The organism is Burkholderia glumae LMG 2196 = ATCC 33617 (assembly GCF_000960995.1).
Classification (GTDB): Bacteria; Pseudomonadota; Gammaproteobacteria; order Burkholderiales; family Burkholderiaceae; genus Burkholderia; species Burkholderia glumae.
On the sequence record NZ_CP009434.1, the window covers coordinates 1978794 to 1994237 of the forward strand.

At 73.5% G+C, this 15444-nt stretch carries 7 protein-coding genes; all 7 read right to left on the reverse strand.

What is annotated here, in order from left to right; translation table 11 throughout:
• Positions 1 to 50: 50 nt before the first annotated feature.
• The 7 genes from KS03_RS09270 to KS03_RS09300 all read right to left on the reverse strand — a co-directional run bounded on the left by KS03_RS09270 (position 51) and on the right by KS03_RS09300 (position 15411).
• Positions 51 to 1109, reverse strand: a complete 1059-nt coding sequence (locus KS03_RS09270; protein ID WP_012733773.1) for a YqcI/YcgG family protein — start codon at positions 1107 to 1109, stop codon at positions 51 to 53.
• A gap of 94 nt (positions 1110 to 1203) precedes the next feature.
• Complete coding sequence (locus KS03_RS09275) at positions 1204 to 2640, reverse strand: cupin domain-containing protein (protein WP_012733772.1); 1437 nt, start codon at positions 2638 to 2640, stop codon at positions 1204 to 1206.
• A 571-nt stretch (positions 2641 to 3211) separates the two neighbouring features.
• On the reverse strand, positions 3212 to 5386 hold the full coding sequence (locus tag KS03_RS09280) for a TonB-dependent siderophore receptor (RefSeq protein WP_012733771.1): 2175 nt from the start codon (positions 5384 to 5386) through the stop codon (positions 3212 to 3214).
• A gap of 508 nt (positions 5387 to 5894) precedes the next feature.
• Entirely contained in the window at positions 5895 to 7907 is a 2013-nt protein-coding gene (gene fhuB, locus KS03_RS09285; protein WP_012733770.1) for a Fe(3+)-hydroxamate ABC transporter permease FhuB, read from the reverse strand.
• A 4-nt stretch (positions 7908 to 7911) separates the two neighbouring features.
• Positions 7912 to 8880, reverse strand: coding sequence for an iron-siderophore ABC transporter substrate-binding protein (locus KS03_RS09290; RefSeq protein WP_012733769.1), 969 nt, complete (start codon positions 8878 to 8880; stop codon positions 7912 to 7914).
• Positions 8881 to 8912: 32 nt separating this feature from the next.
• Positions 8913 to 9707 carry an ABC transporter ATP-binding protein gene (locus KS03_RS09295; RefSeq protein WP_012733768.1) on the reverse strand — a complete coding sequence of 265 codons (795 nt, stop codon included), beginning with the start codon at positions 9705 to 9707 and terminating at the stop codon, positions 8913 to 8915.
• A gap of 79 nt (positions 9708 to 9786) precedes the next feature.
• Entirely contained in the window at positions 9787 to 15411 is a 5625-nt protein-coding gene (locus KS03_RS09300; RefSeq protein WP_045678755.1) for a non-ribosomal peptide synthetase, read from the reverse strand.
• Positions 15412 to 15444: the final 33 nt, after the last annotated feature.

A 15444-nucleotide genomic window follows, 5' to 3' on the forward strand; every position in this document is an offset into this window, starting at 1 on the left:
CGCGCCGCGTCAGGCGCGGCGATCCGGGCCCGACGCGCGCCCGGCCCTCGTCATTCCTCGCCGAACTCGTGGCGCTCGCGCGCCTGCGGTCCGTGGCGATGGTCCTGGCCGCGCCAGGCCGGCGCCGCGCCGTATGGGTCCTGCTGCGCCACGATGCGGTGCTGCTGCCAGTGCCGCGCGCCGGCCTGGTCGGCCGCGGCGGGCCGTGCCCGCACCACGCCCGGGTGCGGGGGCGCGAAGTCGGCGGCGATCACCACCTCCGCGGCGCCGGCCTGGCCGAACGCGGCGCGGGCCGCCTCCACGTTCTGCCTCTGGCGCTTGAGGAACGGGCAGCGGTCGTCGGCCGGCTGGTTCGCGTCGTCGAGGAAATACTGCTTCCATTCGAGGTTGCCCGGATCGCCGTAGAAGCCCAGGTCCGGGTGGGCCGCCACCTCGTCCCAGGTTTCCAGGCGCTTGCGCACCTGGTTGCGCGCCTCGCGGCCGATCACCTTGTTGGTGATGGTGTCGACGAACACGCTGCGCGGCTGGAACAGCAGCACCATGCCCGGCCCGAGGTTGCGGCTGTGGCGCGCGCGGAACGACGGGCAGGCGCAGACCACGAAGGTCTCCACGCCCGCGAACGAGAACTCCCAGTCGCCGTCGGACGGATCGGGCTGCGCGTCGGCCTGCGGATCGGGATCGACGTCGTGCAGGTATTGCAGGATCTGCCAGAAGTGCTGCTGATAGGCCTCGTGCGAGAGCGGCTCCGGGTCCGGCTCGAAGAACACCGCGATGTTGTTCTTGCGGTACTCGGGCCGCAGCGCCAGTTCCGCGAAGGTCTGCATGGTGGCGGGCAGCTGCGAGATGTCCTTGCCGTTCACGTAGGCGTAGAACATCTCGCCGCGCTTCTCGGCCATGGTGCCGAAGAAGCACGGATAGTCGGGATGCATCACCTGCTTGCGCAGCGTCTGGTACGACGCGTCGAGCCAGGCCGGCGGGTTGGCGGCGGCGCCGAGCGCGCGTCCGGCGATGATGCGGCTCTTCCAGTCGCCCGGATCGAAGCCTTCGCCGCCGGGTGTCGCCATGTCGGATTGCGGCATCACGTTGACCTTGTCCTCGGTTGATCGCATTTCATATCCTCGTTCGTCGCCTGCGCGGGCGAGCGTGCCGGGCCGCGCGGAATGCACGGCCCACCATTCAAAGCGGATGCTTGCCGGAGGCGGCTCAGGCGGGCGCGTTCGAGCCGGCCTCGAGTTCGGCGACGAGCGCCTTGACCCAGTCGTCCGGGATGATCGGCTGGTGGTAGGTGCATTCGCCGGAGAGCACCGTGGAGCCGTGCAGGCGGCCGTCGGGGATCAGCACCTTGTCGCCGACGTCCATCTTCAGCTGCATGCCGACGTTGCCCCAGAACAGCATCTGGCCTTGCTCGATCGTCACGAGGCGGTGATCGTTGTGGACGTGGGTGGTCGAGCACATCTCGAAGGGCTCGACGAAGGTCTCGCGGTCGATGCCGGGACACTCGGCCTCGATGCGGTCGCTGATGCGATGCGCGAAGCGCACGTAATGGCGGATCGACGACAGCCACAGCAGCTGCTCGCCCAGATCCCAGCGGCCGCGCTCGCAGAGGCGCTCGTGCGCGGCCGCGCCCTGCACGGCCTGCGCGTAGGCGGGCTGGCCGAAGCGCTCGGCGATCGTCCGCAGGGCCTGCTCGAAGCGCTCGGCCAGCGCGGCGACGCGGCGCTCAACCTCGCCGGGCCGGCGGCCGGCCGGCGCGAGATGGGCGCAGGCACGCTCGAGCGCGGCGCCGAACGCGAGCCATTCGGCTTCGGCCGCGAACGCGGCGCCGGCGAACGCGAAGGCGCGATCGGGACGGCGGCCGAGCGCGTAGAGCAGGTTGCACTTCGCGGTGCTGGTGGGCAGATAGAACTGCCAGTAGGCGTGCTGCCGGCCCGTCACGCCGACCGAGGCGGCGACCTTCTCGAGCAGCGCGTCGTCGGGCAGGTCGCCGTGCAGCGCCGGACGCAGCGCCTCGGGCAGCATGTCGAGCAAGCCGCTGGCCGTGGCGCGCGCGAGCGCGCGGCGCTTGGAGGGTGCCTGCGCCCAGCGCTGCACCATGATGAAACGCAGCCCTTCCTGCAGGTAGTCGTTGCGCATCAGGCGCGCGAAGGTCTCGCTCCAGAACGCCGTCTCGTCGTCGACGATGCGCCTCAGGCGCGCCGCCGCGGCGCGCGGCTCGGCCTCGAGGGTCTGCTCGCGCGCCAGGTACTCGAACGCATAGGCTTCGAGGAACGGCACGATCTGCGCGCCCAACACCTGCACGTCGTCGCCGTAGAAGCCGCTGAAGTGCTGCCATTCGTCGGCGCTCGCGCTGCGCGGCAGGCGCGCGATGGCCAGCTCGTAGATCGACAGCAGCGTGCGGCCCGAGGCCAGCGCCGGCAGGCGGCTCACGTTGTGCATGCGCACCGGCTTCCGGAACTTCAGGAACTCGAAATCCTCGGGGCGCAGCGGCCGGCGGTGGAAATCGTCGTCGAGCAGCAGTTCGCTGACCTGGGCGCTGCGAAACGCGTGCGCGGCGGAAAACTGCTTGATCAGCTCGACATGGCGTTCGCTTTGTCCGACGAACGGCGAGAAGTCAAATAGCAAAGGCATGGCTTGCGTCATGGCGAAGGTTCCTCGGGAGAAATCAGGAGAGCGCGCGCAGCGGCCGCGGAGCCGGCGAGCGCGGGAAAAGGCGGCCGCAGCGGCCCCGGCGGCCGGACGCGCCGGCTACCGGGGCCGCGCGCGGGCATGCACGGCATCGGGCGCGGCGCAGCGAGCGGCGGGCCGGCCGGCCCGCCCCGGAGGGCCGGCGCGGCATGGCAGGCCGAACCGCTCGGGCGGCGTTCGACCTCGTCAGGCACAGGTCAGCGAGATTCATCGTTCCCTCCATCGCCCGTCGGTGGCATGCCCAGGCAGCCGGGCATCGCCATGCGGGTCAGTGGCACGACCCGGCTTCGGCCCGAAGCGTGTCGTGTCCGGTTCGTTATGGACTAGCAATGCAAATTGGAATGATTCGCATTCTATATTTAAGTTTCACGACCACCAGGTGACCGCCGCTGTCACATGCGCCCCTGCTGCCGGCACATGCTCCCGGCCAAGCCGGGCCAAGCGGCCCGGACCCGCGGAAGGTCCGGGCCTGCGAGGCGGCGGGACCGGCCCGCCGCCCCTGCCTCGATGCATCGATCGCGCCGGATCAGAAGTCGGACCGCACCGTCAGCATCACGTTGCGGCGGTCGCCGAACACGCTGTAGAAGCTGCCGGGCGGACGCAGGTAGTAGCCGCGGTTGAAGATGTTGTTCAGCGAGACGCCGGCCTCGACGTGCCGGTTGAAGCGGTACGAGACCTCGGCGTTGAAGATCGCGTAGCCGCCCTGCACCACGCCGCGCGTGATCTGCGTCTGGGCCAGCATGCCGCCGCCGATCGACAGGCCGCGCAGTTGGCCGCGCGAGAACGCGTACTTGGTCCACAGCTTGAACAGGTGCTTCGGATCGCTGCCGTCGGTCAGGTTCACCGTGGTGTTGTCATACGCGGCGTTCAGGTAGGTGTAGCCGGCGTAGACGTTCCAGTCCTCGGTCGGCTGCCCGGTCACCTCGAACTCGAAGCCCTGGTCGCGCACCTTGCCGGCCGGGACCGAGAAGCCCGGATTGTTCGGGTCCGCCACCGCGCGGTCGTTGTCGTTGATGCGGAACAGCGCCGCGGTGGTGTTCAGGCGTCCGCCGAGGAAGCTGTTCTTCACGCCGATCTCATACTGCTCGCCGGTACGCGGCGGCACCACCCCGCCGCCCGCCTGGTTCGCCACCTGCGCGGCGAGGAACCGCGAATAGCTGGCATAGGCCGTGGTCGACTTCGTGATGTCCCAGACCAGCCCGACCGACGGCAGGAAGCGGTGGTTCAGGTTCACGTTGGTCTTCCAGTCGGCCAGCGCCGGCAGCGTCGCCTGGGTGCGCTGCTCGTAGAAGGCCTCGCGCCCGCCCAGCACCAGCGTGAGCGGATCGAGCAGCTTGACACGCGCCTGCGCGTAGAAGCCGTACTGCACGAGCCGCGTGTTGGTGCCGAACTTGAACGGCACGTTGACCTTGCCGATCAGGTTCGGATCGTAGAGGCTGAACGAGCCGAGCGGGCCGGGGCCGACCAGCGCCTGGCTGCCGCTCAGCGCCGTTTCCGACATCAGCGAGTAGTTCGCGCCGACCGTCAGCGTATGGGTACGGCCGAACGCCTCGATCGGGCCGGTCACGTTGGTGTCGGCGCCGAACCAGTCGTAGGTGTTCTGCTGGCGGCGCTGCGTGTACCTGGCGACCCCCGGGGCGAGCGCGCCCGGGCCCGGATCGGCCTCGTCCGAGCTGACGTACTCGTGGCGGTAGAACAGCGTCGTCTGCGACTTCCAGCCGTTCGAGAAACGGTGCACCAGGTTGCCGTTCACTTCCTGCAGCGAGTTGTAGCCGTAGTTCCAGTCCGGCGAGAAATTCTGCGAGTACGAACTGTTCACGCGCGCGTAAGGCGCCGCCGCCGTCGGCCTCGCGAACAGGCCGGGCGCGCCGTAGTCGTAGCCCTGGTTGGTGTTGACCTGATAGCCGGCCGACAGCGACAGCGTGGTGCGCGGCGTGATATCCCAATCGATCGCGCCATAGGCCGTCACTTCCTTCTTGCGCGCGCGGTCGATCGACTGGTGCTGGTCGCTGCCGATCAGCACGGCGCGGCCGCGCACCGTGCCGTCCTTGTTCAGCGCGCCCGTCACGTCCACCATCTGGCGCACGCCGCCGAACGAGCTGACCTGGGTTTCGGTGCCGAGATGAAATTCCTTCTGCGCACGCTTGCGCACCAGGTTCACGGTGCCGCCCGGCTCGCCGTTGCCGTCGAACACCGCGTTCGGGCCGCGCACCAGCTCGACGCGGTCGTAGATGCCGAGGTCGAACTGCTGCAGGTATTCGAGGCCGCTCACGATCGACACGCCGTCGAACTCGATGCCCAGCTGGGTGCCGCGCGAGTGGAAGTACGCGGTGCCGTCGCCGTATTCGATCGCGCTCACGCCGGTCATGAAGCGCAGCGCGTCCTGGATCGTCGTCATGTTCTGGTCGTCCATGCGCTCGCGCGTGAGCACCGACACCGAAGCGGGAATCTCCTTGACGGCCATCGGCGTGCGTCCGCCGATGGTGGCGTGGCGCGTGGTGTACGAGCCGCTGTCCTCGGTGGTCGCGTCCGCCTCGGACGTGACGTTGACGGTCGGCAGCGCGGTGACCGCCTGCTGCGCGTGGGCCGCGCCCGCCCAGGCCGCGCACAGTGCCAGCGCGATCGGCGTGAGCCGCACCGCGCCCGCCGGTCGATACGAAACGCGCTTACCGCGTCGCCACAAGTCCATCGAGATACCCATTTTCTTCGTTGCGCTCCGTGTGTGGTCTTTCGCCGTGTGGTCTTTCGGCCGCCGCAGCCGGATCGACAGCTTCCGGCGGTCGCTTGTAAGAGTGAGAATCACCGCCGGGGCTCGGCGCGTGCTCGAGACCGGCACGGCGAGCGATCGGCGATCGCATTTGGCCGGCCTTGATGCACCCCCTGGCCAAACTGCGAGTGGGAATATTACCGATAACGATTCTCATTTGCAATTTATTTACGAGACGAAATGCGCCGCGAAATGCGCCGGCTTCATGGCCCTGTCCGCGGCCCTGTCCGCGGCTCTGTCCGCGGCCCTGTCGAACGCGCGCGCCGGGCGCGCCCGCGGCGATCGCGAGCGCCGGCGCCGCGGGCGCGTGCATGCCGTTTGCTCAAGTATCCTAACTAGATGACGCGCGGCGGGCCGCGCCGGAAGCGGCCGCGCCGACCGGCGGCGCCGCGCGCCCCGCCCCGCCGCGCGCGGACGCGGCGGCGGCGCGGCGGCGGGCCGCTCAGGTGGAGGTGAGCGTCTTGCGCAGCATCAGCGCGATCAGATACGGGCCGCCGATCAGCGTGGCGACGAGCCCCGAGGCGACCTCCTCCGGGAACACCAGCTGGCGGCCGAGCCACTCGGCGAAGGTCATCAGCAAGGCGCCGATCACGGCCGCGACGAGGATCTGCGAAGCCGGCCGGCGCGCGCCGGAGAAGCGCGCGATATGCGGCGCGATCAGGCCGACGAACGACAGCGGGCCGACCAGCATGGTCGAGGCGGCCGTCAGCACCGAGGCGAGCAGCAGGATCGTCACGCGGGCGCGGGCGACCGGCACGCCGAGGCCGCCCGCCACGCCGGCACCGAGCCCGAGCGCCTCGACCCAGCGGCTCAGCAGCGGCGCGCCAGCCAGGCCGAGCAGCGCGATCACGGTGGCGCCATAGGCGATCGGCGCCTGCACGTAGTAGGTCGAGCCGACGATGAAGTTCAGCACCATTCCGACGCGCGAGTCGCCGCTCGACATCATCGCGCTGACGATCGCCTGCAGCAGCGCGCTGATCGCCACGCCGATCAGCAGCAGCCGCTCCGGCGCGAACGCGGCCCGCGAGCCGAGCCACATCAGCAGCGCGAGCGTGACGATCACGCCGCCCAGGCAGCTCGCGAACAGCACGCCCGGGCTCGGCAGCACGCCGGCGAACAGCACCGCCACGATGCCGAGCATGCCGCCCGAGCTGACGCCGAGCAGGTCCGGGCTCGCCATCGGGTTGGCGGTGATGCGCTGGATCAGCGTGCCGCCGATCGCCAGCAGCACGCCGGCCGCGGCCGCCGCGATGGTGTGCGGCGCGCGCCAGAACAGGATCGCGCGCATCTGCTCGAGATCGCCGATGCGCCAGCCGTCGAGCGTGCGCGTGACGCCGAAGCTCAGCCCCATCACCAGCACCAGCGCGACGAGCGCGACCGGCAGCCGGCGCGCGAGCCGCGCGGGCGGGCCGGCGGCGATGCCGGCCGCGTGCAGGTCCGGCTGCGCGCGCAGCTTGGGCAGCAGCAGCAGCAACAGCGGCACGCCCACCAGCGAGGTGACGGTGCCGGTGGGAATCAGGTGCGCCGAGAACAGTTCGGCCGACGAGGCCACGCGCACCAGCTCGTCGGTCAGCCACAGCAGCGCGGCGCCGAGGCACGGCGCCCAGATCAGGCGCTGGCCGATGCGGCGCGCGCCGGCGAGCCGCGCGAGCGTGGGCGCGGCCAGCCCGACGAAGCCGATCACGCCGACCGTGGAGACCACCGCCGCGGTCAGCACCACCGAGACCAGCAGCGCCGCGACGCGCGTGCGATGCAGGCCCACGCCGAGGCTGCGCACCGTCGCGTCGCCGGCGTCGAACACGCCGAGCGGACGCCGCAGCAGCGCGGTGACGAGCGCGCAGCCGAGCACCGCCAGCGCGAGCATCCGGCTCTCGTGCCAGCCGGTCTGGTCGAGCGCGCCGCCGCCCCAGATCATCAGGCCGCGCAGCAGCTCGAAGTGCGCCATCGACAGCGCGAGGCAGATCGCCCCGCAGTAGAGGTTGACGATCATGCCCGACAGCACCACCGCGAGCGGCGCCATCTTCTGCCGCGCGGACAGCGCGAACACGATCAGCATCGCGACGGTGCCGCCCGCCAGCGCGACCGCGGGGCGGCCCAGCGCGAGCCACGACGGCGCCCACAGATCGGCGAGCACCAGCGCGAGATAGGCGCCGGGAAACACGCCGAGCGTCATCGGCTCGGCGAGCGGATTGCGCAGCACCTGCTGCGCGAGCGTGCCGGCCAGCGCGAGCGCGCCGCCGCAGAGCAGCGTCATCGCGATGCGCGGCAGCATGCTGTCGCGCACCAGGATCTGGTGCAGGTCGCGCGGATCGGGCGCCAACAGCGCCTGCCAGAACGGCGCGCCGTCGAGCTCGGCGCGGATGCCGAGCGCCGCGAGCAGCAGCGAGACGGCCAGCAGCGCGCCCACCAGCCACCAGCGGAACTCGCGCGGCGCGGCGTGACGGGGCAAGGCCATGGGATTACGCAACACCGCCCCCTCCCGCGTCGATCGCCGTCAGCGCCGCCTCGATCGCCCCGGCGAAGCGTTGCATCGATACCAGTCCTCCGTAAGGCGCGATCACCGGCAGCGTCGCGACGCGCCGCTCGCGCACCGCCGGCAGCGCCTGCCAGATCGCGTTGTCGTCGAGCCCGCGGCGCGCGTCGGGCCTGACCGGGCCGACCAGCAGCAGGCTCGCCGCGGGCACCTCGGCGAGCCGCTGCAGCGGCACCAGCGCATAGCCCGCCTGGGTGGGCCATGCCGCGCCGCCGTCGCGCGGATGCGCGGCATTGGCCGCGCCGAGCCTGGCGAGCATCTCGTCGAACAGGCTGCCGCGGCCGTAGACGCGCAGATGGCGATCGTCCACCAGCTCGGCCACGATCAGCGGATGGCGCAGCAGCGCCGGCCGGGCCGCGAGCCGCGCGCGCACCGCCTCGGTGGTGCGCGCCGCCTCGGCCACCAGCTGCTGCGCGCGCGCGGTGCGCCCGAGCCGCGCGCCGAGCGTGACCGTCTCGCCGCAGAGATCGCGGTACGGCTGCGCGCTCGTCATGTACTGGCTCAGGGTGATGGTGGGCGCCACGCGCTGCAGCGTGCGCAGGGCCGGCAGGTGGCCCGGCGTGATCACCAGCAGGTCCGGCCGCAGCGCCAGCAGCACCTCGAAGTTGGGCTGGTACAGCAGGCCGATGTCGGCCACCCCCGGCGGCAGCGGCGGCTCGACGATCGAGCTGCGATACCAGTCGGGCAGCGAAACGCCGACCGGCACCACGCCGAGCGCGAGCAGCGTCTCGGTCAGCTCCCAGTTCATCGAGACGACGCGCGTGGGGAACCTGGCGGGCGCGGCGGCGGCCGGCGCCGCCGCGCGCAGCGGCGCGCACCAGGCCAGCGCGCCGAGCAGGCCGAACGCGCCGCCGCGCGCGAGCCAGCGGCGGCGCTGCGGATCGGGGCGCGGCATGGCGCGCGCGCGCCGAACGGAACGCGGCCGGCTCATCGCGGATAACCGATGCGGTGGCCGCCGACCGGGTCGGTCATCACGCCCATCGGCACGCCGTAGATCGCCTCGAGGCTGTCCTCGCGCATGATCTCCTCGGGGCCGGCCTGCATCAGCACGCGCCCGCCGCGCAGCGAGACCAGCTGCGTGCAGAAGCGCGTCGCCATGTTCACGTCGTGCAGCACCACCACCGCCGTCATGCCGCGCGCGTCGCACAGCGTGCGGATCAGCTGCAGCACCTCGAGCTGGTGGCCGATGTCGAGTGCCGAGGTGGGCTCGTCGAGCAGCACGCAGCGGCTGTTCTGCGCGATCAGCATGGCCAGCCAGACACGCTGCCGCTCGCCGCCCGACAGGCTGTCCACCGGCCGCTCGGCATAGTGCGCCACGTCGGTGGAGGCCATCGCGTCCTCGACGTGGGCATGGTCCTCGCGCGTGAAGCGGCCGAGCGCGCCGTGCCACGGGTAGCGGCCGAGCGCCACCAGCTCGCGCACCAGCAGCCCGTCGGTCTGCGGCGTGTATTGCGGCAGGTGCGCGACCTGCTGCGCGAAGCGGCGATGCGGCCAGCTTTCGAGCGGCGCGCCGTCGAACGCGATGGTGCCGCGCGTGGGCGCGTGCAGGCGCGCCAGCAGGCGCATCAGCGAGGTCTTGCCGGAGCCGTTGTGGCCGATCAGGCCGACCACCTGCCCGGCCGGCACGTCGAGCGAAATGTCCTGCAGCAGGGTCTTGTCGCCGATCGAGAAATCGACGCCAGACAGGCGGTAGAGCGGCGTAGCGCCGGCGGATGTGGTCACGGCTTCGGTTCCATCCTCATCAGCATCGTCTTGCGGGAGCGGCGGGCGCGGCCCGCCGGGGTTGGCATTATCCGACAGTTCAGCCCTGCCGCGCGTCGTCGCGAACGATTTGCGCCGCGGCGGCCGCCTCCCGGTGCGATCGCGCGGCGCTCGCGGCACGGTCCGCCGGCGCCGCGAGCGCGCGCAGGCGGCGCGCCAGCTCGTCGTGCACGGCCGGATGCAGCACGATTCCGCTGTGCGTCGCGTCGGCCTCCAACAGCGTCACGCCCGCGCTCGTGTAGGGCCGCCAGTCGCGGTCGCGGCCGGCCACGGCGTCGCGCGAGGCCTGCCAGAAGGTGACCGGCACGTCGAGGCGCGGCAGCGCGTGGTCGAGCCGCAGCCGGTAATGCAGCGCGTCGATCTCGGCGGCGCGGGCGAACAGGGGCCGCAGCAGCGCGCCGTCGGGCTGGGCGTCGAGCCAGCCCGGCAGCGCGTCGCGCGCGCCGGCCGGGCCGGCGTCGGCAGCGGGCCCGGCCTCGTGCGCGTCGGCGGTGCGCACCGCGGTGTCGAGCAGGCCGACGAAGTCGACCTCGTGACCGAGCGCGCGCAGCCGGGCCGCCACCGTGAACGCGAGCCGGCCGCCGAACGACCAGCCGAGCAGCCGGTAGGGGCCGCGCGGCTGCGCGTCGAGCACGCTGCGCGTAGCGGCATCGGCGAGCGCGTCGAACGAGGCGGGCCAGTCGGCCGGCGTCGAGTCGGGCAGCGCGAAGCCGGGCGCGCGCAGCGCGACCACCGAGGCGACGCCCTGCAGCGCGGCCGCGAGGAAGCGGTATTCGCCGGTCAGGCCGAAGCCGGGATAGCAGCAGAACAGCGTGACGGCCGCATGCGCCGCGTTGAGCGGCTGGCGCAGCGGATCGGGCGACGGCGCGAGCCGCGCCTCGGTGTAGAAGCGCTCGCGCCAGACCGCGAACGCGGCCTCGGCCGCCGGGTTCGCGCCCGCCACGGCGGCCGGCATGGCGCCGGCGGGCAGCCCGCCGAAGCCGCGCGGCGCGGCCGGCGCCGCCTCCCCGCCCGGCGCGCTGCGCGCGGCCGCGTCGGCCAGCGCGCGCACCTGCGCGTCGAACGCGGCGATCAGGCGCGCGAGCCGGGCCTCGTCCACCGCACGCTCGGCCGCGCTCCAGTCCACCTTGAGGCGGCCGTCGGCGATCAGGCCGTTCAGGTCGAGCCAGTGGCGCGGCCCGCGCGCGGCGCGGCCGAGCGTGCCGTCGCCGCTGTCCTCGGCGGCGAAGCCGAAGCGGCCCGCGCCGAGCCGCTCGTCGAAGCGGCCCAGGTAGTTGAAGCCGACCGTGGTGGCCGGCAGCGCGGCCAGCGCCGCGCGCGACGAGGCCAGGCCCGCGTAGCGCAGCAGGTTGTAGTGCAGCCCGTCGGCCGGCAGCTCGGCGCGGGCCGCGGCGATCGCGCGCCGCGTCGCGCCGGCGGTCTCGCGCGCCTCGATGCGCAGCGGGTACTGCGTCGTGAACCAGCCCACCGTGCGGCTCAGGTCGACGCCGGGCACCCGCTCGCCGCGGCCATGGCCCTCCAGCTCGACGATCACCGGCAGCTCGGGCAGCACCTGCGCGCAGGCATGCGCGAGCGCCGCGAGCAGCACGTCGTCGATGCGCCAGCCGGCATCGGTCAGGCACGCGGTGGCGGCGGCGTCGAGCGCCCAGGCGCGATGCCGCTGGCCGCCCTCGGCGCGCGGCGCGGCCGCGGGCGCGGTGCCCAGGCGCGCCTGCCACCAGGCCAGCTCGCTCAGCAGCTCCGGCTGCCTCGCGTAGGCCGCGAGCCGCCGCGACCAGTCGGCCCAGCCCGTGGCCGGGCGCGGCAGCGCGGGCGGCGCCCCGGCCGGCGCGGCGCGCGCGGCATCGTAGGCGCTCAGCAGATCGTCGAGCAGGATCCGCCACGACACGCCGTCCATCACCAGGTGATGGGCCACGATCAGCAGTCGCGCGCCGTCGGGCGTCGCCATGGCCGCCGCGCGGATCAGCGGCCCGGCGGCCAGATCGAGGCTGCCGTGCAGGCGCTCGGCCTGGCGCGCGAGCGCGGCGCGCCACGCGCCGGCATCGCTGCCGGCTGCGCGCAGGTCGATCGATTCGAACGCGGCCTCGGCCAGCGCGGCCGAGGCCGAGGGGGGAGCGATCGTCTGGGTCCAGGCCGCGCCGGCCGGATCGCGGACGAAGCGCACGCGCAGCGCGTCGTGGGTGGCGAGCAGCGCCGCGAACGCGCCGCGCAGCGCGGCCGCCTCGAGCGGCTCGGCGCTCGTCAGCAGCACCGACTGGTTCCAGCGCGAGGGCGCGTCGGGAAATTGCTCGAAGAACCACTGCTGCATCGGCACGAGCGGCGCGTCCTGCGGGCCGTCCTGCGGGTCATCGGGCGGGCCGTCCTGCGGGCCGGCCGCGGCGCCCTCGCCCGGCGCCGCATCGGCGCGCTGCGCGACGCGTGCGAGCGCGCGCACGCTCGGATGCTCGAACACCTGCCGCGCACTGACGATCCAGCCGGCCGCGCGAGCCTGCGCGATCACCCGCAGGCTCGAGATCGAATCGCCGCCGAGCGCGAAGAACGCATCGGTCACGCCGAAATCGCGGCGCCCCAGCACGGTCTGCCAGATCGCCAGCAAGGTGGTTTCGAGCGGGCCGTCGGGCGGCACCGCACGGCCGGCGACGGTGTCGTCGGGCTCGGGCAGCGCGCGGCGGTCGAGCTTGCCGTTGGGCAGCGTGGGCAGCGCGGCCAGCGCGACGCAGAGCGACGGCACGTGCGAGGCCGGCAGGGTGGCCGCGAGCGCCTCGCGCACCGCCTCGGGCGCGGCCGTGCCGGTGAAGTAGGCCACCAGCCGCTTGCGCTCGCCGGCGCCGCGCAGATCCACCACGCCCTCGCGCACGCCGGCCGCGCGCCGCAGCGCCGTCTCGATCTCGCCGAGCTCGATGCGGTGGCCGCGCAGCTTGATCTGCTGGTCGAGCCGGCCGAGAAAGTCGATGGTGCCGTCCGGACGCGCGCGGCACAGGTCGCCGCTGCGATAGACGCGCGAGCCGGGCGCGCCGGTCGGATCGGGCACGAAACGCTCGGCGGTCAGCTCGGGGCGGCCCAGGTAGCCGTGCGCGAGCGTCGCGCCGCCGATGCAGAGCTCGCCGAGCGCGCCGTCGGGCGCGCGGTTGCCGTCCAGATCGGCCACGTAGGCGTGCCGCGACGGGTAGCAGCGGCCGATCGCGACGATCGCGCTGGCCGCGTCGGCCGGCCCCACCGGGTGATGCAGCGCGGCCACGGTGGTCTCGGTCGGCCCGTAGAGATTGTCGATCGCGACCCGCGCGAGCGGGCCGTCGAGCCATTTCGCGAGTGCGTCGCCGGGCAGCCCCTCGCCGCCCACCGTGATCTGCCGCAGCGCCAGCGCCTCGGGCGCCGGCAGCGCGATGCGCCACTGCTGCCACAGAGCGGTGGGAATCCGCGCGAACGTCACGCGCTCGTCGATCAGCGTGCGGTTCAGCGTGTCGAGCTCCCAGGCCAGCGGGCCGCGCATCACCACGCGGGCGCCCGCGATCAGCGCGGGCAGCAGCTCGTGCAGCGCCACGTCGAAATTGATGGTGGACGATTGCAGCACCACGTCGGTCTCGGTGATGCGGTGGTCGTGCAGGAAATCGTCGAGATGCAGCGCGAGCGCGCCGTGCGAGATCGCCACGCCCTTCGGCGTGCCGGTCGAGCCGGAGGTGTAGATCACGTAGGCCAGCGCCTCGGGATGGAGCGGCGCGGCCGGGCCGCCGGAGGCGCCGGGCCAGTGCGCGGCGGGCTCGGCGCGCGGCTGCCACGCATCGATCGCGCGCAGCGGCGCGAGCAGGTCGGGCCAGCGCGCGCGCGTGCCGTCGTCGACGATCACGCGCCTCACGCCCGCGTCGGCGATCATCGCACGCAGCCGTGCCGGCGGATACTCGGGATCGAGCGGCACGAACGCGCCGCCCGCGTGCCAGACGCCGAGCAGCGCGGCCGGCAGCGCGAGCGAGCGGTTCAGCAGCAGGCCGACGCGCTCGCCGGGCGCCAGGCCGTCGCCGCGCAGCGCCGCGCCGATCCGGGCGGCCCAGCCGTCGAGCTCGCCGTAGCCGAGTTCGGCGCCCTCGCAGCGCAGCGCGACGCGGGCCGGGCAGCGCGCCGCGCGCTCGGCGATGCGCCGGTGCGCGGGCTGGAACGGCGCGCGCGCGATCTCGCGGCGGGCCGCCTCGCGCGCGCGCGGCGCGGCCAGATCGGCCACGCGCCGCGCCGGGTCGGCCGCGATCTGCGCGAGCAAGGCCGTGTAGTCGTCGAGCAAGCGCGCCACGCTGGCCTCGACGAAGCGGTCGCGCGCATAGGTCAGCGCCAGCTCGACGCCGCCGCCCGCGCCGCGGTCGCGCCCGTTCAGGGCGAGGTCGAAGCGCGCGGTCACGGCGGCGTCGCCGAGCGGCTCGGCCAGCAGCCCGTCGGGCAGCGCCAGCGGCCCGCGCGCCTGATCGACGGCCAGATCGAACATCACCTGGAACAGCGGCGAGCTGTCGAGGTCGCGCTCCACCGCGAGCGCCTCGACGAGCCGCGCGAACGGCACCTCGCGGTGCGCCTGCGCGTCGAGCACGCGCGCATGCAGCGCGCGCAGCAGCGCGTCGAAGCGCTGCGCGCCGTCCAGGTCGGCGCGCACGATCAGCGTGTTGACGAAGAAGCCGACCAGCGCCTCGGTCTCGCGGCGCTCGCGCCCGGCCGACGGCACGCCGATCAGCACCGTGCGCTGCGCGGCGTAGCGGCCGAGCAGCACGCCATAGGCGGCCAGCAGCAGCGTAAACGGCGTGGTGCCCTGCTCGCGCGCGATCGCGCGCAGCCGCCCGGCGAGCGGCGCGTCCAGCGTGCGGCGCACCGTGCCGCCGTCATGCGAGCGCTGCGGGCGCGGCGGCAGATCGCGCGGCAGCGTGATCGCCCCCGGCGCGCCGTCGAGCACCGCGCGCCAGTGCGCCAGCTGGGCGTCGAGTTCGTCGGCGGCCAGCCACTCGCGGCGCCACATCGCGACGTCGGCGAACTGCAGCGGCAGCGGCGCCGGCGTCTGGCCGCGATAGAACGCGAGCAGATCGCGCAGCAGCAGCTCCATCGACCACGCGTCGGCGACGATGTGATGGACCACGATCTGCAGCACGCGCTGGTCCGGCGCCACCTCGAACACGCCGACGCGGATCGGCAGGCCGCCGCTCAGATCGAACGGCGCGCAGGCGAAGCCGTGCAGCGCCGCCGCGAGCGCGGCGGGATCGCGGCCGACCTGGCGCAGCGTGAAGGCGCCGCCGGCCGCGCCGTCGGCTTCGGCCGGGACCGGCCCGGGAACCTGCATCGGCACGCCGTCGCCGGCCTCGAAGCGCAGCCGCAGCGCTTCGTGGCGCGCCAGCAGCGCGCCGAACGCGCGCCGCAGCGCCGCCGCGTCGAACCGGCCGCTCAGGCGCAGGGTCTGCGTCAGGTGATAGCCGGCATGGTTCGGATCGAGGCACCACAGGAACCATAGCCGCTCCTGCGCCGGCAGCAGCGGAAAGCGCGCCGGGCGCGGCGCGAGCGGCACGGCCGGCAGCGCCGAGGTGTCGATGCCCTGGCTGCGCGCGCGGGCGCGAAACAGCGCGCGCTTGTCTTCGGGCAGCGCCGCGTATTGGGTCGCGAGCCGCAGCGCGTCGGGGCGCGCGGTAGGTGTGTTGTCGGTCACGTGGTTCGTTTCCAGTCTGTCGTTGCGTGGCCC